The sequence below is a fragment of the Simiaoa sunii genome (assembly GCF_014337175.1).
GTDB classification, from domain to species: Bacteria; Bacillota; Clostridia; order Lachnospirales; family Lachnospiraceae; genus Acetatifactor; species Acetatifactor intestinalis.
Genome location: NZ_CP060633.1, coordinates 640,733 through 659,864 on the forward strand (window position 1 = coordinate 640,733; position 19,132 = coordinate 659,864).

At 44.0% G+C, this 19,132-nt stretch carries 23 protein-coding genes; 21 read left to right on the forward strand and 2 right to left on the reverse strand.

Features of this window, described 5'->3' with window-relative positions:
* The first annotated feature begins 318 nt into the window (after nt 1-318).
* The 18 genes from H9Q77_RS03055 (at nt 319) to H9Q77_RS03140 (ending at nt 12,774) form a co-directional block, all read left to right on the forward strand.
* Nucleotides 319-1,626, forward strand: coding sequence for an ATP-binding protein (locus H9Q77_RS03055; RefSeq protein ID WP_118692575.1), 1,308 nt, complete (start codon nt 319-321; stop codon nt 1,624-1,626).
* Nucleotides 1,627-1,727: 101 nt separating this feature from the next.
* Nucleotides 1,728-2,336 (forward strand): class I SAM-dependent methyltransferase, encoded by a 609-nt coding sequence (locus H9Q77_RS03060; RefSeq protein WP_249326503.1) that lies wholly within the window; start codon nt 1,728-1,730, stop codon nt 2,334-2,336.
* Nucleotides 2,300-3,418: a DEAD/DEAH box helicase family protein gene (locus H9Q77_RS03065; RefSeq protein ID WP_249326504.1), complete on the forward strand. Its 1,119-nt coding sequence runs from the start codon at nt 2,300-2,302 to the stop codon at nt 3,416-3,418. The genes H9Q77_RS03060 and H9Q77_RS03065 overlap by 37 nt, the downstream gene beginning before the upstream one ends.
* A gap of 468 nt (nt 3,419-3,886) precedes the next feature.
* Nucleotides 3,887-4,807, forward strand: a complete 921-nt coding sequence (locus H9Q77_RS03070) for a ParM/StbA family protein (protein WP_118332338.1) — start codon at nt 3,887-3,889, stop codon at nt 4,805-4,807.
* Between the two features lie 11 nt (nt 4,808-4,818).
* On the forward strand, nt 4,819-5,076 hold the full coding sequence (locus H9Q77_RS03075; protein ID WP_249326505.1) for a hypothetical protein: 258 nt from the start codon (nt 4,819-4,821) through the stop codon (nt 5,074-5,076).
* 120 nt (nt 5,077-5,196) lie between these two features.
* On the forward strand, nt 5,197-5,613 hold the full coding sequence (locus H9Q77_RS03080) for an HTH domain-containing protein (protein WP_118552499.1): 417 nt from the start codon (nt 5,197-5,199) through the stop codon (nt 5,611-5,613).
* A gap of 2 nt (nt 5,614-5,615) precedes the next feature.
* The gene (locus tag H9Q77_RS03085) at nt 5,616-6,596 is read left to right on the forward strand and encodes an IS3 family transposase (protein ID WP_118552497.1); all 981 of its coding nucleotides are present in this window, start codon (nt 5,616-5,618) and stop codon (nt 6,594-6,596) included.
* Nucleotides 6,597-6,788: 192 nt separating this feature from the next.
* A complete protein-coding gene (locus H9Q77_RS03090) occupies nt 6,789-7,130 on the forward strand; it encodes an arsenate reductase family protein (RefSeq protein WP_118547478.1) in 342 nt (113 codons plus the stop codon).
* 22 nt (nt 7,131-7,152) lie between these two features.
* Nucleotides 7,153-7,563, forward strand: coding sequence for a peptide deformylase (locus tag H9Q77_RS03095; RefSeq protein WP_118693399.1), 411 nt, complete (start codon nt 7,153-7,155; stop codon nt 7,561-7,563).
* Between the two features lie 152 nt (nt 7,564-7,715).
* Entirely contained in the window at nt 7,716-7,904 is a 189-nt protein-coding gene (locus H9Q77_RS03100) for a hypothetical protein (RefSeq protein WP_118668961.1), read from the forward strand.
* A gap of 119 nt (nt 7,905-8,023) precedes the next feature.
* A complete protein-coding gene (locus H9Q77_RS03105; RefSeq protein ID WP_181968583.1) occupies nt 8,024-8,293 on the forward strand; it encodes a helix-turn-helix domain-containing protein in 270 nt (89 codons plus the stop codon).
* Nucleotides 8,294-8,329: 36 nt separating this feature from the next.
* Complete coding sequence (locus tag H9Q77_RS03110) at nt 8,330-8,674, forward strand: metallophosphoesterase (protein ID WP_249326506.1); 345 nt, start codon at nt 8,330-8,332, stop codon at nt 8,672-8,674.
* A gap of 5 nt (nt 8,675-8,679) precedes the next feature.
* On the forward strand, nt 8,680-8,856 hold the full coding sequence (locus H9Q77_RS03115) for a hypothetical protein (RefSeq protein ID WP_249326507.1): 177 nt from the start codon (nt 8,680-8,682) through the stop codon (nt 8,854-8,856).
* A complete protein-coding gene (locus H9Q77_RS03120) occupies nt 8,843-9,709 on the forward strand; it encodes a TIGR02452 family protein (RefSeq protein ID WP_118693400.1) in 867 nt (288 codons plus the stop codon). Before H9Q77_RS03115 ends, H9Q77_RS03120 begins: the two co-directional genes overlap by 14 nt.
* Nucleotides 9,710-9,765: 56 nt before the next feature.
* Entirely contained in the window at nt 9,766-11,343 is a 1,578-nt protein-coding gene (locus tag H9Q77_RS03125; protein ID WP_249326508.1) for a GGDEF domain-containing protein, read from the forward strand.
* Nucleotides 11,344-11,463: 120 nt separating this feature from the next.
* Nucleotides 11,464-12,030: a biotin transporter BioY gene (locus H9Q77_RS03130; RefSeq protein ID WP_118551079.1), complete on the forward strand. Its 567-nt coding sequence runs from the start codon at nt 11,464-11,466 to the stop codon at nt 12,028-12,030.
* 14 nt (nt 12,031-12,044) lie between these two features.
* On the forward strand, nt 12,045-12,434 hold the full coding sequence (locus H9Q77_RS03135; protein WP_118693402.1) for a DUF1284 domain-containing protein: 390 nt from the start codon (nt 12,045-12,047) through the stop codon (nt 12,432-12,434).
* Nucleotides 12,435-12,603: 169 nt separating this feature from the next.
* The gene (locus H9Q77_RS03140; RefSeq protein ID WP_178773571.1) at nt 12,604-12,774 is read left to right on the forward strand and encodes a hypothetical protein; all 171 of its coding nucleotides are present in this window, start codon (nt 12,604-12,606) and stop codon (nt 12,772-12,774) included.
* A 100-nt stretch (nt 12,775-12,874) separates the two neighbouring features.
* Here H9Q77_RS03140 and H9Q77_RS03145 read toward each other — a convergent pair whose 3' ends face one another.
* Both H9Q77_RS03145 and H9Q77_RS03150 read right to left on the reverse strand, forming a co-directional pair.
* Entirely contained in the window at nt 12,875-13,792 is a 918-nt protein-coding gene (locus H9Q77_RS03145) for a calcium/sodium antiporter (RefSeq protein ID WP_249326509.1), read from the reverse strand.
* Between the two features lie 284 nt (nt 13,793-14,076).
* The gene (locus H9Q77_RS03150; RefSeq protein ID WP_249326510.1) at nt 14,077-15,183 is read right to left on the reverse strand and encodes an endonuclease/exonuclease/phosphatase family protein; all 1,107 of its coding nucleotides are present in this window, start codon (nt 15,181-15,183) and stop codon (nt 14,077-14,079) included.
* Nucleotides 15,184-15,410: 227 nt separating this feature from the next.
* Between H9Q77_RS03150 and H9Q77_RS03155 the strand changes: the two genes are divergently transcribed.
* The 3 genes from H9Q77_RS03155 (at nt 15,411) to H9Q77_RS03165 (ending at nt 19,045) form a co-directional block, all read left to right on the forward strand.
* The gene (locus tag H9Q77_RS03155) at nt 15,411-17,087 is read left to right on the forward strand and encodes an RNA-binding domain-containing protein (protein WP_249326511.1); all 1,677 of its coding nucleotides are present in this window, start codon (nt 15,411-15,413) and stop codon (nt 17,085-17,087) included.
* 94 nt (nt 17,088-17,181) lie between these two features.
* Nucleotides 17,182-17,889, forward strand: coding sequence for a M15 family metallopeptidase (locus H9Q77_RS03160; RefSeq protein WP_249326512.1), 708 nt, complete (start codon nt 17,182-17,184; stop codon nt 17,887-17,889).
* Nucleotides 17,882-19,045 carry a hypothetical protein gene (locus tag H9Q77_RS03165; protein ID WP_249326513.1) on the forward strand — a complete coding sequence of 388 codons (1,164 nt, stop codon included), beginning with the start codon at nt 17,882-17,884 and terminating at the stop codon, nt 19,043-19,045. Before H9Q77_RS03160 ends, H9Q77_RS03165 begins: the two co-directional genes overlap by 8 nt.
* Nucleotides 19,046-19,132 lie beyond the last annotated feature (87 nt).

Sequence of the window (19,132 nt, forward strand, 5' to 3'; positions counted from 1 at the left end):
AAAAGATCATAAAATGTGATAAAATGCAAAAATATGGCTCATGAAATGTGAGAAACGGCATCGAGATCGGTCTTCTACCCCGTGGAGATCCATACCGCGAACCCCGTGGGCAGAGCGAATATGGAGAGCGTGCTGGCGAGGTACTGGGGAGAGGAGTACTGGTAAAACACAATACTCGAAAAAAGCAAAATAAAACTGCCGAAAAATACAAAACAAAATAGCCGAAAAATACAAAATAAAACTGCCGAAAAATACAAAACAAACTTGAATAAATTATTTAAAAAATGTTATACTAGCAGTAAAAGGAGTGTATAGCATATGGAATATATCAGGCGAGTTGTAGACGATGAAATAGATAGAAAAACAGAAGCGTTTAATGCGGTAAGCATTATTGGTCCGAAAGGGTGTGGTAAAACGAGAACTGCCAAGGAACGTTGCAAAACGGTTATTGAGTTCCAGGATGAGGATAAAAGAGATGGATACATTGCTGTGGCAGAGACGGCGCCCAAGCTTTTTTTAAAAAATGAGAAACCGATTTTGTTTGACGAGTGGCAGGATGCTGTAAAAATATGGGGAACTATCCGAAAAGATTGCGACGACCATCCGGAAAATGTTGGACAATATTTTCTGACAGGTTCGGCGAGCAAAAAGATAGATACCCCCCATACGGGAACGGGAAGAATAACGGAAATTACAATGTATCCCATGACATTATGGGAAACAGGTGAGTCAAATGGGAAAATATCTTTGGCAAAAATTCTGGAAGATCCAAACTATGATATAGATGGAATTATGTCGGAGACAAATCTGGAACAGTTATTTTTTGCAGTGTGCCGAGGTGGATGGCCGAGGTGTCTGGCATTATCAAAAGATAGCGCTAAATTGGAAATTGCAAAAGATTATTATAGGCAAATTATCCATAAGGATATTACAGCTATTGATGGGGTGAAGAGAAATCCCGAATGGACAAGAGCACTATTATGGTCATATGCAAGAAATATGGCAACTACCGCAAAGAGAACAAGTATTTATGCCGATATTAAGGCAACCCAAAATGTAACGGATATAACACTTGCATCATATATTGATGCGCTGGAAAGCTTATTTGTTATAAAAGATATTGATGCCTGGACACCGCAGATTCGTTCAAAAACGGCAATAAGGACAGCGAAAAAGCATATTTTTATTGATCCGTCTATCGGATTAGCGGCTCTTGGTATTAATCCGGAGTATTTTTACAATGATTTAGATTTATTTGGTCATGTTTTTGAGAATTTGGTTTTAAGAGATCTGCTGGTATATGCAGAAAATCATAATGCACGAGTACTCCATTATACAGATGATACAGGGATGGAAGCTGACGCTGTATATCAAATGGAAGATGGAAGATATGCGCTTATTGAGATTAAGACAGGTGCCAACAAGATACCTGATGCTGAAAAATCTCTCTTAAAATTTAAAGAAGTGATTCAAAAATATAATCAAAGTGCCATCAAAAATGTGGATCATCCACGAGCTGTCTATAGGGAGCCATCTGCACTGATTGTGATATGTGCGAATGCACCTATGGCATATACAACGGATATGGGAGTCAAGATCGTTCCAATTGGCTGCTTGAAAGATTAAAAAAGTTTGTAAGATTCTGTCGCATATTGTCATATATATAATAGAGGGAGCAATTTTACATAGATTGCAGTATTCCTGAAAATATGCTATGATACTTTTAAATGAGCGAAAAAAGTAAAAAGAATCAGACAATTCAATATTATGATCAAAATGCCGCCGATTTTGTGGAGAACACGCGGAATGTAGATTTTCATGTAATGCAGGATGAATTTATAGAAGGGCTTCCTGCAGGGGCGAAGATCCTGGATCTGGGCTGCGGCTCCGGAAGGGATACGAAATATTTCCTGGAGCATGGATATCGGGTAGACGCGATAGACGGCTCCACGGAACTGTGCGCGTTGGCATCAGAGTACACGGGGATTCCGGTGAAATGCCAGCTGTTCCAAGAGCTGGATGCATCGGAAGTGTATGACGGTATCTGGGCGTGCTCATCGCTGCTGCACTTATCCTATGGGGAACTGGATGAAGTGTTATATCGCATCGAGAAGGCGCTGAAGCCGCAGGGCATTTTGTACATGTCATTTAAGTATGGTGTATTTGAGGGGGAAAGGAACGGCAGATATTTTCTGGATTTTACAGAAGAGAAACTGGAGCAGCTGCTGAAAAAACATACAAGTTTACAGCAGCTGCGGAACTTTCTGACAGAAGATGTACGACCGGACAGGGAAGAAAGATGGCTGAATCTATTCCTGAAAAAGATCAATTCTTAATTGCATATCCGAACTATGTCCTCCGGGAGACAGTGACTTATCCGAATGGCGGTGTGAGTCGCTTTTATGATGATGGAGTGGACATGGTCATTATCGATGATGAAATCTGCTCCTGCCGCGATGGCGAGCAGATTTTTCCTTATACACTGATCACAGATAAACAAAACCACTATATGAAAATATACCGGAGAGTGTTCCGATTTCTGGGATTTATTCCGGAAACGATAGAAAAATGCCTGCAGAAAAATCGACAGGAAGTGTTGTACTCTACCAAAAAAATCTCAGAAAGAGGAGAGCATGCGGATTCTTCACCGCTGGAGCTACTGTTTGAACAGAATTTCACGGATGTCTACGGTATGCGGGCATTGAAATACCTGCAAAAAGAATTCCGGATATCCGATGAAGACGGCAACAATTATTTCCTCGATTATCTCGTAGATACCGCAGACAGCAGAGTGGCAATCGAGGAAAACGGAATTCATTACCACCACCCGCAGCTGATCGGAATAGAGGGATATCGGAAACAATTGCGCAAGCAGAATACCTGCGCATTGTGGGGATTAAAGCTATACCGTTTTTCCACGGAAGATTGCCGATTCAAGGATCGTATCGAGGATGATATCCGGTCTTACCTGGGAAAAGATACCAGCGGATTCCGGGAAGCGGGATTGCTGTTGGAACGTAAAACGGAACTGTATGAACACCAGGAGATCAGCCTTGCACAGATAGAGGAACGGCGGGAAAAAGGAATTCGTGCATTCCTCATTGTATTACCTACCGCAGCGGGAAAATCCCGGATTGTGGAAGAAGATATTCAGAAATTTGCAGCCGGAAAAGAGCAGTTCCGGGCATTGATCCTGGCACCGAATACGAATATCATTGCGGACTGGAAAGAGAGAATCGATAAAGACCTGCAGCCGTTGCAGGACCGGATCGATATTAAGACCTACAGCTATGCGGTAAGACATTACCATGAAAAAACAAGGGATTATTATTCCTATTTTGTAGTGGATGATGAGCGCGTTATAATAAGGACAAAGTTAGAGAAACCCAGTAAAATCAAGGGGTTAGCACTAATTTAGTCCTTATTTTTATACCATTTTAGCGGTAAAGATAGGGCAGCGCTGCAATATTAAACCGAAAATTCAAGTCAGCATCACAGATGTCCACAATCAGTCTGAGAGTGAATCTGTGCGCTTAGATTAGGTACAATTTTTATATCAAAAACATTTAGTGAGGACTAAATTAGCACTTGAGATGGAATACTCCATCAGCTGGTTTGGTCCTCTTTTTATTTGAGAGGAGTGGTCGAATGGGCAAGGTGTTAATTTGGTTCGTAATCATTATTAGTATAGTGGTTCTTTACTGTCTTATGAAAGTTAAGGCAGAGAGTGATGAACTGTATGAGGAATTAATGAGAAAGCATTTTTATGGCAGGTCAGAAGATATTCTTGCATCTGACAAAACCGAGCACTTGAAAGGGTGTGGGTAATTATATGAAATTTTGCAAAACAATAATGCAGACAATACAGAAAAGGAGTGAAAGGAACATGAATAACAAGTTAGAAGTAATCGGCATTGATCATGGCTGGTCAATGATGAAAACAATCTCTCAGGTATTTGTCACAGGTGTTAAGGAGATTACAACAACTCCGGCACTTTTCGGTGATGTACTTGAGTATGAAGGAAAGTTCTATAAGGTTGGAACTGTGAGGCAGGAAGTAAAGGATACCAAGGTCGAAGATGACAGCTTTTATCTTCTCACTCTTGCAGCAGTTGCTAAGGAACTTAAAAGAAGAGGTCTTGCAGAGGCAAAGGTATTTCTTGCTGTAGGACTTCCACTTACAAGATTTGGAGCTGAGAAGAATGACTTTATCAAGTACCTGACAAAGAATAAGCGTGTAAACTTCAAATATGAGAATGAGTCATATCATATTGAAATTGATGATGTGGCAGTATTCCCTCAGTGTTATGCAGCAGTAGTGGATAAGATTCCTACAATGGCAAAGAAAACGCTGATAGTAGATATCGGTAGCTGGACAATCGACATTATGCCGGTAATCAACAAGTCACCGGATGAATCAAAGTGCGTGACGATACCAAAAGGTCTTATTACCTGTATGCGTTCTATCAATGAACAGTGTGTAAGACAACTTAACGGAGAGGTAGACGAGTCAGAGATACAGAACATCATGCGATATGGCAGGTCAGATATTGATGATGAATACTTTGCCATTATCAAGGCAGAGATAGAGGATTTTGTTGATAAGGTATATAACTCAATCCGTGAGTTTGGGTATAACTTAAAGACTACACCGATTGTATTTGTCGGTGGCGGGGCAGTTGTGATGAAGAATTTTGGTAGTCACGATGCCAAGAACATTTCCTATAACCTTGATGTAAAGGCAAATGCAAGAGGATATGAGCAGCTTGCCACAATGGGACTTAAAAGCACTAAGCGATTATCATAAGGAGGCAGATGATGGGAAGAAGACTTGAATATGAAGTAAAAACTTCTGTCCGCCTCAACATGAGCAATCCTCAGCATGTGAAAATCAATGATGTGATTCAGAACCTTGATCCGAAGATTTTCAAATCTAAGAATCAGTTCATCATAGATGCGATTCAGTTCTACATTGATAATTATGGAAAAGAAACATTTGTTATCAAGAAGAAGGAAAAAGAGAGGGCTGAATATATCCGGTCAGATAAAATATACCCCATAAAGTGGACACGATAAGAAGAAGGGCTCCTTAAAAATGGACACAAGAAGAAAGGATAAAATCCTGGTTAGTGGACAATAAAAGAAGGGATTTCTTCTGGTAGATGATGTATAATAAAAGTATCTATCGGAGGAAATATGAAAGAATACACACCGAAACAAATTAGGGAACTCAAAGCTAACCCGTACACACTTAATGTGACAAAGAACAAGCTTTATTTTACAGCTAAATTTAAAGAAGATTTTTGGATCAGCTATCAGGCTGGTAACGCTCCAAGAAAAATTCTTCTGGATTTTGGATATAATCTAGAGTACTTTGGACAAAAACAGATAGATGACATTGTGCAAAGAATAAAGCGTCAGGCTCTATCGGGCAATGGCTTTACCGAGGGCGAAAACAGACAAAAAAGAATTCCTATGAAAGCAACAAATGAAGAGGACTTGTCATCACCGCAATCCATAGAACGTATGCAGAACGAGCTTTTGTATCTAAGACAAGAAGTAGAGTTTTTAAAAAAAATTATTATTGCGGACAATTCGAGGAAGAGAGATTAGTCATGGAGACTTCAGAAAGCAAATTTGAAATCATCCATGAGACGATAAATAAAGCAAATAATACATTGTCAGTTAAGATGCTCTGTGAAATAGCAGGAGTATCAAGATCCGGTTATTACAACTGGGTACATTCAGCGGATAAAAGAGCAGAAAAAGAAGCACAGGATAGAGCCGATTTTGAATTGGTATTAGCTGCATATAGCTTCAGAGGTTATGATAAAGGGGCTCAAGGAATCTATATGAGATTGTTACATATGAATCCGCCAATCGTTATGAATGTCAAGAAAATAAGACGGTTGATGAAGAAATATGGTCTTATATGTAACATAAGAAAGGCAAACCCTTACAGAAGGATGGCAAAGGCGATAAAGACGAATAGTGTTGCTGATAATCTTGTGAAACGGGAGTTTGAAAAATATGGTCCGAGAAGGATATTGCTTACGGATATAACCTATGTTCCATTTGATGGTCGATTCTGCTATCTATCAACAATTATAGATGCCTTTACAAAACAAATTTTATCGTATGTGTTAAGCGAATCTTTAGAAGTGGATTTTGTTTTGGAAACAGTCAACCTGATGATAGAAAAGCATGGAGTTTCCCTTACAACTAAAACAATCTTACATAGTGATCAAGGGTGCCATTATACGAGTTGCAGTTTTATACAACTTGTCAAAGATAAAGGCTTAAGACAGTCTATGTCCAGAAGAGGAAATTGTTGGGACAATGCACCTCAGGAAAGTTTCTTTGGACGTATGAAGGATCATATAGGAGACAGGCTAAAAGAATGTGGAACATATAGCGAGGTTCGTGCCATTATTGACGATTGGATGGATTATTATAACAATGATAGATATCAGTGGGAATTAGCGAAGCTTTCTCCCAATGAATACTATAAATATATAACAACAGGCATATATCCGATTAAGGGAAAAATCCCTTCTATGGATATGTATGATGAAGAAGGTAATAAAACAAACTGATATAGCCATCTACTGGTTAGAAAGAACAAATCCCTTCTTCTTAATTTGTCCTTGACAAGGGGTACACTTTAGCTGGCATTGATTGCAAAAATGAGTGCCGGAGGAGATGCGGACCAGATTGCAACGCTGTATGATCCGGAAGTAATGAATGCAATGCAGGAGAAGTATGGAATAAGATAGCAGGAGATTCAAATGAACATCCAGATTTTTGGCACGAAAAAATGTAACGACACCAAGAAGGCCGAGCGTTTTTTCAAGGAGCGCGGCATCAAATATCAGTTTATAGATATGAAAGAAAAAGGCATGAGCAAGGGAGAGTTTACTTCCGTTGCGCAGGCGAACGGCGGCCTGGAGAACATGGTCAACTGGGAGGGGAAGGATCAGGACACCTTGGCGCTTATTAAGTACATTGCGGAAGAGGACAAGCTGGCAAAGGTGTTGGAGAATCCATCGGTGATCCGCACACCGATTGTCAGAAACGGGAAACAGTCTACCATCGGTTATCAGCCGGAGGTATGGAAGGGCTGGAACTGAGGAAACGTGAAGGAATGGGACAATGATTAAAACAATTATGAGAGATCCGATGTTTTTAGCACAAAAATCCGAGAATGCCACGGAGGTGGACGCACAGGTAGTGACAGATCTGCTGGATACTCTGAGAGCGAATCTGGATCATTGTGTTGGAATGGCGGCAAATATGATAGGGGTTCGGAAAAATATTATTGCAGTGGCAGCAGGCCCGTTTCAGTTTGCCATGATCAATCCGGTGATCACGAAAAAGCTGCGTCCGTACCAGACAGAGGAAGGATGTTTGTCACTGGAAGGTGTGAGACCCTGCACGAGATACGAAGAGATTGAAGTGGATTACCTGGATAGCAATTTCAGGAAACAGCATGGCAAATACACCGGCTGGACAGCCCAGATCATCCAGCATGAAGTAGATCATTGTTGTGGTGTGGTGATATAACATTGGCAAGTCAGGTATGGAAGTTTATCACACACAATGATTGGAATAACTCCTGTAAACTTTACCTGAAACAGTATTTCTTTCCATGCAGTATGCTAATATTATCCTACAGCAAGGAGAGAGCAAGAGAGCCCATAGGATGAGGAACAAAAATGCAGGTACGTGAAGTGATTTGTCCTTCCTGCAGCCATCGTTTCATGTGGATGGATGTCGAAGAGGGACCGACGATCAAAAAATACCGGTCTGTAGAGACCGGAGAGACATTCCATACGGCCAACCCGGTGGGGAGAGTCAACATGGAGAGGATTCTGGCCAGATACTGGGGAGAACAGTACTGGTAGGAAATTTTGTGATAATTTAACCAACGGTTAATATGCAAAAGAGATTCTTTGTATTATAGTAAAAGTCTACGGAAAGACTGATATGCAACTGAATGCTGTACGGCATCGGAAGGAGGCGTATGATGGAAAGACCGCATTTTGACATTGTGGCCAGCGGCGCACGGATGAGAGCAATCCGTCAGGAGCGGAAGATCTCCGTGAAGCAGGTCATGGAATACATGGGCTTTGAATCCACGCAGGCCGTGTATAAATGGGAAGCCGGAAAGTGCTTTCCCCAGGCCGACAATTTGATTGCTTTAGCTATTTTGTATCGTGTAAGCCCGATGGAGCTTTTGGTAGAAGAGGACCTGGTGCCCTCTTCTAGTCATATCTGGGGAAATGCCGCATAGTGCGGAATGGAAGAGAAAGTGCACAGGGAGAGCAGTATGATTTACATAACGGGAGATACCCACGGGGATTTCACAAGATTTTCCGCGAAAAGATTACGGAGAACCGGCATGGAACTGACAAAAGAAGATTACATCATTATCTGCGGAGATTTTGGACTGTGCTGGGCGAAGGATAAAACTTTTGAGTATCATTGTAAAAATTTTGCGGAGAAACCTTACACCATTCTGTGGGTACAGGGAAACCATGAAAACTATGATATGATCGGGGAATATCCGCTGGAGGAATGGCATGGCGGGAAAGCTGGTGGCCCCAGGAGCTGCCGACAGAAGGAGAATTACAGGAGGGGCTGCGCAATCTGGAACGGTATCACTATGAGGTAGATTATGTGGTCACTCACTGTTGTGGCAGCTCGCTGCAGGACCGGATCAATGCCGGGACGGGGCGCTCCGGCGCACCGGATCTGCTGACAGATTATCTGGAGATTTTGGAACAGAAGGAAAGTGCATCTGCGGTGTCGGTACCGGACCAGACGGAAGGAGAAAAGGATCATGGCAAGGGATGAGAATGTCAGAATTTTTCAGGATACAGAAAAAAGAGTAAAGGAAGATCCGGGACTGCAGGAGGCAGTGGAGCGCTCTGTGGCAGAACAGGTGCTGATTCCGGAGATGATGGAAGTCATAGATCTGATGCCGGAGGCTGTACAGAATCTTGACAGATATGAGCAGGATGCGGAAATTATCGTGTCGAAAAAGCGAAGCTATGAAGCGGCTGCGGGATATCCGGGAGAACGGGTGTGTGTGCACAATTTTGCCTCAGCGACGAATCCCGGAGGTGGTGTGACCAAGGGAAGCTCTGCCCAGGAGGAATGTCTGTGCCGTTGTTCTACGCTGTATTTCTGCCTGAATACGAAGGAAATGTGGGCTGGATTTTATTCTCCGCACAGATATATGCAGGATCCGATCCACAATGATGACTGCATCTATACGCCGGGAGTCATTGTATTCAAATCCGATACCGCGGCACCGGCACCGCTTCCGGAAAAAGATTGGTACTCTGTGAATGTGATCACCTGTGCAGCACCGAATCTGCGTCTGCTTCCGGCCAATGGGATGAATCCCGGAGACGGTAATAATGCTGTTAAGATGACGAGAGCACAGCAGCAGGCATTGCATGAGAAACGCCTGACCAGGATCCTGGATGTGGCTGTGGCGGGCGGCAATGAAGTGGTTATTCTGGGAGCGTTCGGCTGTGGAGCTTTTGAGAATGATCCGGAGGCTGTGGCAGCTGCGTTTTCCCATGTGATCGCTCGATACAGAAGGTGTTTCAAGACGATAGAGCTGGCCATTTATTGTTCCCCCCGGGATGAGCGGAATTATAATATTTTCAAACATGAGATTGATACGACCCTGTGTTGACAAATGGTAAGAAAGCTAGTACCATAGTACTAAACGGTTGGATATCGAGGTAAGTAATGGAGAAGGAACAGGGAAAGCTTATTATAATCGTATCAGTCGTATTTGCTATGGTGCTTCTGTGCATGATCTGCACCTCAGGCAGTGTGCCGGAGGTAAAGTCATTACAGGCATGTACGCCGGACGCAGTCAGCGTCCTGGATGACGGCAGGGAGCTGTACGATTTTATATTGGATCAGGACGATGATGAGACGAACTCGATCGTGTTCTATTCGGCACACCAGGAGATTGCGGTGTATGCAGACGGGAAGCTGATCTATCGGCTGGATGCTGTGCCCGGCATATGGGGAAATACCCCGGGCTGGACCTGGAATATTGTCAGGTTTTCAAGTAATGTGAGCAGCTTGCAGGTACAGTTCACCCCCTGTTATCCGGAAGCGGCAGGTCAGCAGAAGACGTTTTATATCGGTGGCGGCTATAATATTTATCGTGGGGTGATGCGCCGGGCAATGCCTGCCTTTCTCATCAGCATGATGGTGATACTGATAGGATTGTATATTAGTATTTATTGGATCGTTATCCGCTGCGGAAGCCGGATCGACGGAACCTTATTGTATCTGGGTATTTTTTCCATCCTGCTGGGAACATGGTCGGCCAATGAGACGGATGTGGCAACGCTGCTCCTGGCCAACAGGCAGGGATGCTCTTATCTGGCATTTGCTACGCTCATGCTGTTGCCGATGTCCTGTATCCTGTTTGTGAAGAGCTTTCTGGAGATCAGGGATGACTGGTTTTGTAGAATTATCTGTAATGCTAATCTGGCATTGATCGTCCTGACGCATATACTGAATGCAACAGAGATATATGAGTTCCGGAGAAGCCTGTGGATGACGCATGTGTTGATCATTCTGACGATTCTATACCTACTGGTGGTCATCTGCAGCAAAATTGTCAGAAGGCAGCTGGATCAGAGGCTGAAGGCATGTGTAGGGGCACTGCTGCTTGTATTTTTTGCTGCTATTATAGATGTGGGCGGCTATTATAAAGCCGGTAACGCCGTAGGTGTATTTGGCAGAAGCTCTTTCTTGCTCTTTATTGTGGTGCTGGGAATAGAATCCGCCAGACAGACGGTTGCCCGGCTGAAAAAAGGTCGCAGGATGGAGGAACTGGAACAGTTTGCCCTGAATGATTCCATGACCGGCTTATATAATCGAAATGCTTATGATTATTTTGTGAAAAACGAGGGGGATTTTGAAGGGTATGTCATAGTGACCTTTGACCTGAACAATCTTAAGCAGTGCAACGATCAATATGGTCACAGGGCAGGGGATGAGTATATTATCAATGCAGCACATATCATAGAGGACAATTTTGAACGCTATGGGAAATGTTACCGCATTGGCGGGGATGAATTCTGCTGTATCATTCCGAAGGGAAGATATTTTAAGATAGAACGTGTGATGCATAAGATCGATCAGGATGTAGAGATCTTGAATCATAAGAACATCATTCCCGTTCCCGTGGGAATTGCCTATGGGTATGCTGTATTCACGGCGGATGATACGGATCCGGAGAAGGTGCGTGAGCGTGCAGATAAGGATATGTACCGGAATAAGAAGACGATGAAGCAGTCCTGACAAGAGAATCTATTCAATTGTCAACCATGTTACAAAATGGTTGACAATTGAAAGCCACCATGCTATTCTGACAGAGGTTTTTACAAAAAAACATCTGACAGAAAGGCATGGTTTTTTATTATGACAACACAGACAACAACTCGTAGCAAGACTTATGACATGGTGTACATTGCAGTATTTGCAGTTCTGATCGCGATCTGCTCCTGGATCTCCATCCCGATGACGGTTCCTTTTACGTTACAGACCTTCGCAGTATTCCTGGCAGTCGGCGTACTGGGCGGTAAGAGAGGAAGCCTTGCGGTATTGATCTATATTTTACTGGGTGCGGTAGGCATTCCTGTATTCGCCGGATTCTCCGGTGGTATCGGTGTTCTGCTGGGCAATACCGGTGGTTATATTATCGGATTTTTATTCTCTGCATTAGTAATGTGGCTGATTGAGAAGCTGTTCGGACGTAAGACATGGGTGCTGGGTATCTCCATGGTACTGGGCCTGATCGTGTGCTATGCTATCGGAACGGTATGGTTCATGGTTGTGTATGCGCAGAATTCCGGAGCTGTCGGTCTGGCTACCGTACTGGGCTGGTGTGTAATTCCTTTCATTATCCCGGATCTGGTGAAGATCGCACTGGCACTGACTCTGAGCAAGAGACTGTCTAAGGCTCTGAAGCTGAACGGACAGGAATAAAGGATACGCCGGATATGGAAGTGACAACAACTTACCGGATCCGTCCGCACCACGGCATGTGCCTGTATTTTTTCGAAGGGAAGGGATACAGTGAAGGGTTCACTGAGCATATGGCGGAGGTGAAGGAATGGCTTCTGGGAAAAAATGGACCGTCATTCCTGCAGCTGGTCGGAGCGACGGATGAGATCTGCAGCGCCTGCCCGCATAATAAGGGTGGCAGTTGCGAGTCTGCGGAGAAGGTAGACCGGTATGATGCGGGTGTATTGAAATACACCGGATTAAAGCTAGGGCAGGAAATGACCTTTGCGGAATTTGAACGGATCGTGGAAGAGAAAATTCTGCAGCCGGGATATGGCAAGGTCATCTGCGGCGATTGCCAGTGGAGAGATATCTGCCACAAATAATGAAGAGCATTCCTATGTGGGAGTGCTCTTTTGTATTACATGAGATCTGAATTCAGTGATTATATGTTGATTAAACGTGAAGAGTCGGATATAATAAAATCGGAATGCGTGAGAATACCGTTGAACATATTAGACCGGATTTGACTTTAAGGTAAGGAGGATGTAGGCTATGGAAGTAATGGCTCAAGGGAACAGACATATTGTCGATTCGGATAGCAAAGTAGATAATAATGTAGTTCGCCAGAAAGTAATGGATAGCTATCAAGATATGTTGAGCGGAAAAGGTAGAGATTACAAAGTTTTTTTCGCAGAGTTGGAAAGCAGGTATAACGGAAAATAATGTATAAAGTGCAAATTCTTCCCAAGGCGGAAGAGGATATTAGCACAAAAAAGCGCACCTCCCCTTAGGTGCGCTTTTTTGTGCGGCTATAGCCGCACTGTTACCTCACGAAGAGGTAAGCCGTATATGCAACATACAGAAGCACGCACGCAGCCCCCTCACTGCGGGTCATGCGTCTGCCGGTACGGGCGAATACGAAGAGCAGAATGGCACTGCCAAGGAGCAGTACAGTGTCGATGACGGACTCTCCGAGGACATGCAGAGGGCTGATCACCGCGGACATTCCGAGGATAAACAGGATGTTGAACAGGTTGGAGCCGATGGCATTGCCCAGCGCCAGTCCGCTGTCTCCCTTTTTCGTGGCGACGATGGAGGTCACCAGCTCCGGCAGGGAGGTGCCGATGGCGATAATAGTCAGTCCGATGAAATTCTGGCTGACACCAAAATTCGTAGCGATGATGCACGCTTTATCCACGACGAGATCACCACCGAAGATAACGGCAGCCAGACCTCCGGCAATATACAGAAGGCTGCGGGGCAGGGAGAGGATCTTGCCGGGTTCTCCCTCTTCTCTGTTTTTCCGGGCAGAATAGATCATAAATCCCAGATATACGATCATGCCCAACAACAGGACAGCGCCTTCCATGCGGCTTAAGCTGCCATCTAAAAACATCAGACATAATACGAAGGTCACCAGGATATTTAACGGCATATCCCGCTTCAGGATCTCTCCGTGGGGCATAAAGCTGTGCAGAAATGCACAGATACCCACGACCACCAGACCATTGAAGATATTCGAGCCGACGACGTTACTGATGGCGATATCATTACTGCCAGCCAGTGCGGCATTGATGCTGACGGAGGCCTCCGGAGCACTGGTGCCCATGGCGACGATGGTCAGACCGATGATGACGCTGGGGACCTTCAGGATCCCCGCCAGGGAGGAACTTCCCTCCACGAAAAAGTCCGCACCTTTGATCAGAAGTATAAATCCTACGAGTAACAATATGTATTCCATAAGCTGTCCTTTCCTGCGGTGACTCACATATCCTTATAAAAAAGTATAAAAATAGAGACTCTTACCGCATCAAAAATGATCGATAAAAGTCTCGTTGCTTACAATAATAACCGGTCCGACGGACGTGATGACGATTATCATTCCGGACAGCTTCGTGTATCCTTCGGTTACCATTCCGGGTTACCATTCTATCAGAAACCATCCGGGAACTACTCCCTCTTAACTGTGCTCTCATTCTACAAAAAAAGGACAAACACTGTCAACAGACTTTGTAAATCTTGACACTATTTTAACACGAAGTCCATCTTCACGGGATCATGGTCGGAGTAGGAATAGCCGGTGTTTACATTCTCATAGGACAGGCACTCGATATTGTCGGAGATAATGAATCCGTCCAAGGTTACGGTATAAGTTACACCGGGGACATATTCCATATCCGCATTTCTGGCGCTGTTCCAAAGAGCTTCCTTCTCCTCAGAACTCAACAGATCCAGACAGAAGGCAAAATGCTCCGGCAACTCCGTTCTCGGAAAAGGAAATGCCCAGGACTCACAATTCTCCGCATCCTCTTCGGAAGCCTTCAGGTCGTGGTTAAAGTCGCCGCCGCAGAGCACGTAATTGCCGGCTTCGTATTCTTTTGCCATATCATTGCACAGCATCTCAATCTGTCCCTTGCGGATGGCGTCGCTGTTGCCGTAGGCAGACATATGCAGATTGAAGATCACCAGCTCTTTTGCGTTGTCCACCGGGATCCGGGAGACGCTGTAGCAGCGGTCCAGATCGAAGAACTTGCTGAAGGAAGTGGAGATGGGGAAGCTTCTGCGCAGGGCGGAAGACACCGGATATTTCGAGAACAGTCCGAGTCCTGCTCTGCTGCTGCCGTGGGGCTGTGTAAACGGATAGAACAGGAAGGCAGAATCATAATTCTGCGCAAATACGGTAGTATATTCCGGCAGAAGGTTGCGCAGCATCTCGTACTCATCCGTATGATAGCTTCTGGTGGCATCCAGATCGATCTCCTGGATCAGCGCAAAATCCGGGTCTAATGACTTCACCAGCTCTCCCGCACCGTTTATGGCATACTGTACGGTCTCCGGGCTCTCCGCCCAGGAGGAGGTACCACCATCCATGAAGAAGCTGTAATCCGGCAGATAAGCACCAAAGCCGATGTTGTAGGTTACTGCAGAATATTCCGTATCCGTAGCCAGCACCGCAGCTGCACCCGTGGTAGTATCGTCGACCGGTGCCTCCACCACCAGTTCCTGATTGTCCTCAATCCTGTAATAACTGGCATAGAGGTAGACAATGTAAGCCAACAGTGCGAGGATGAGGATCCCCAGCACGATACACATGGTTTTTAATAACGTTTTACATAAATTTTTCTTTTTCATATCCTTATTTTAACAAGCCTTGCGGGAAATGGCAAACAGGAATTTGCAGCAATCTGTGAGACCTACGATCGGGAGGAGAACCTGCGGGGGCTTCGCTATTTTCATGAGAAGACAGTAAACATATAAATATCAGGATTGCACATAGTATATTAATTCGTAAAAATGAGTTAAATAGAAAAATTAACTCGACAAACGAGTTAAAACGAGTTAGACTATAGTTGAATTAAATGATAGGAGTGATTGCAATGCGCACAATCCCTAAAGAGGAAAGTTTAGATGTCGAGTTCAAGAGTGACTTAAAGTGTTACCCGGATCATGATCTTATTGAAGAAATTGTTGGAATGACAAATACGTCTGGTGGATGTCTATTCCTTGGCGTTGAAGATGATGGAACAATTACTGGTGTTCATAAAAAGCATAATGATCCTATAGGGGTAACCGCTCTGATCGCTAATAGTACTGTTCCGCCTATAGCTGTCAGGGCAGAGATAATTACGGAAGAGGATAAGGATGTTTTGAAAATTGAAGTACCTAGAAGTCGAGGGGTTGTATCTACTGCATCGGGGAAAATATTAAGAAGGCGTAATAAGCTGGATGGAAGTCCGGAAGTAATACCGATGTATTCATATGAGATACCATCTCGACTTGCAGAACTTGGAATGCTTGATTATTCAGCTCAGCCTTTGGCAGGATCTACTTTAGATGATCTGGATCCCAATCAGAGGGTAAGACTTCGGCGAATAATCCAGAATAGATCTGGAGGAGAAAAATCTTTACTTTCTTTACCGGATGAAGAATTGGATATTGCATTGCGTCTTATCACAAATGTTGCTGGTAAATATGTTCCAACAGTTACAGGTATGCTGTTAATTGGTAAAGAAGAACGCATTGCAGAGTTGATACCAACAGCGAAAGCTGCATTTCAGGTTTTAGAGGGGACAGCTGTCCGCGTAAATGAGGATAGTAATAAACCACTTCTGGAATTGTTCGAAAGCTATGAGACATATGTCAAAGCATGGAACCCGGAAAGAGAGACAGAGTATGGTTTGTTCAGAATTCCAATTCCAGAGTTTGACTGGTCTGCTTTTCGAGAAGGTTTGGTAAATGCATTTTGTCATAGGGATTATACTATGCTTGGTGCGGTAAGGGTTTTGATAGATGATGAAGGAATGACTATTAGTAATCCTGGTGGATTTATAGATGGAGTTAATTTAAAAAATCTTCTTACAGTAGAACCACATGGACGTAATCCAGCACTTGCAGATGTAATGAAGCGAATTGGTTTAGCTGAGAAAACGGGAAGAGGAATTGATAGAATTTATGAAGGATCTATCCTCTTTGGAAGACCTTGGCCAGACTATTCAGAATCTACAAGCAGATCTGTTAAATTATTTATTCAAAGAGCAAAAGCAGATTTACCATTTGCAAAATTTGTTGCAGATGAACAAAATCGACAGGGAAAACCGTTATCAATATATGTGTTAATGATTTTGTCGGTTCTTAATAATGAAAGAAGATGTACTGTTGAACGGATTGTTGAGTTGACAAATCTTGGAGAAAATAAGATCAGATCGGCAATTGAGTTTATGATTGAGTCAGGACTGGTTGAAGCATCCGGAAAAGGAAAAAATCGCACTTGCATGCTTGGAAAAAGGATTTATCGTGAGAATAAAAAAGCAATACAGTATGTTCGACAGACAGACATAGACAGTATTAGGTATCCTGAATTAGTAATGAAGCTGGCAAATACTCAGAATGGAATTATCACAAAGCATGATGTGATTGAATTGTTGAAAGTAACTCCTTCACAGGCATATACAGTTATAAAAAAACTTCAAGCAGAGGGTCGGTTGGAATTGCTATGTGGGGGAAAATACTCTAAGTATAAAGTTGTTAATTCTTAATTCATTTTAACTCAAAAGGAAATGAGTTAAATACGAGTTAGAATTGAATTAAAAATAATGCATGATAAATATAAATAATAAGGAGGCTGATCCTATGAGGCCGATACCGACGATTGAAGATCCGGAGCGCTATATAGACAGTGCGTTTGTGGATTCTGCGTTTATAGAATTGAAAAGCTGTGATCTGTGGGATGTAAAAATGCTGTATCCGATCCTACATATGGACCATGCGGAAGAGAACTGCTTTGTCCGTAAGGAGATGTATGAGAGGCTGGTGAAGGCGGCGGGGAATCTGCCGGACGGTTACCGGTTCCGCATCTGGGATGCCTGGCGCCCCTTTGCACTGCAGCATGAATTGTTTGAAAAGTATTCTGTGGACATCATCCGGGATTTTCATTTAGAAGAGCTGCCGGAGGCAAAAAGGAGGGCTGCGATCTGCAAATTTGTCTCGGATCCGGTACCGGATACAAAGGTGCCTCCCGCCCATACCACCGGAGGAGCCATTGATCTGACGCTTCTGGATCCGGAGGGCAGAGAACTCCCGATGGGGTGCGGTTTTGATGCCTTTACGGATAAGACCTACGCAGCGTATTATGAGACCGCGGAGCATGTACAGGGGGCAGAGGACGAACAGGTCCGTGAAAACCGCCGTTTGCTTTATTATGCTATGATCGATGCGGGATTTACCAATCTGCCATCGGAGTGGTGGCATTATGACTACGGTGACCGATTCTGGGCCTATTACATGCGGAAGCCCGCAATCTATGAGGGCGTATTTACGAGGGAGGAAATTCATGGATAATCAGAAACAAAAGAAGAAAAAAAGTGTGATGGACACCTTGTCCGCTACTATGGTACTGGTGCTAATCGCACTATTGCTGGTATTTGTGGGATATACGTATCTGGCACTGAAGAACGGTTACACCTTGGATGACTTGATCGACAATATCGTGGGGAATCTCATCGGTGTGCTGGCAGCATTTCTGTTATTCGATATACTGAACAACAAGCTGACCCAGGATGCCTACGCCAGAGAGACCTCCCAGCAGATCACCAAGACGCTGATGGGAGAGCCGGAGATCCTGGATTCTTTCAGCGATGAAGATAAAAAGACTTTCCTGAAATCCACCATTACCTCCATGATAAAGGATGAAGATGCGGTGGATATGCTTTCTACCAATATGGAGAAATATTTTGACAGGGCAAGAGGCGCCAGGATCCGGAAAATGTTCGATTACACGATCAATCTGGAGCCGAATCTGACTGAGGAATATGTAAAAGCCGGTTTCCCCGGAGCCACAGACGGAAAGTATTACCTGATCGATGAGGAATTGAAGTTCAGCGTAAAGTGTCTGGGAGGAACAGACGAGAACTACGCGGGCGATGTGATCAGACTCGGTTTCGCCTATGATAAAAAGAGTCTGGACGGTGGATTGTTGGAGACCGGGCAGGATGCGGATTTCACCAAGAGCATTTTCAATGAGGATCTGGTGGTGGAACCGGAAGCCGTGGACTTCATCAACAGTATTCCCGCGGATAAGATACGGGATGTGATCAATGACCTGTTCATGCCGATCTTGCGAATTGACAACAGCGGAGATAATGACGACGAAGCGCAGTTCGAAGTAGAGCGAAAGAGCAACGGATTTATCCTGAAATTCAAGCTGGATTTTGACCGGAACGAGGCAAGCGGGGAGCATCTGGTCAGCATCTATTTCAAGATGCCCCGGGTATGGAACTCTATTTTCGAGGTGACTCTGGTGGATCCGACCAAGGAGCCCCATATCAAGCTGAAATACAAGAACGGAATGGATGTCACTATGTATTCCTATCTCAATAAGGAAAGCACTGCCAATGTCGGAGCCTGCATCCAGAGAGCCGGACTCTATGACATTGCGATCAAGGACGAGTGGATCTACCCCAAGAGCGGCGTGATCTTCCATATTAAGAAGGCGTAATTTTCCAATAAATGTAATTGCAATCAAAGAACTTCTATGCTATTGTGGATATAAAGCATAGAAGTTTTTTTATGCATCTAATTAATT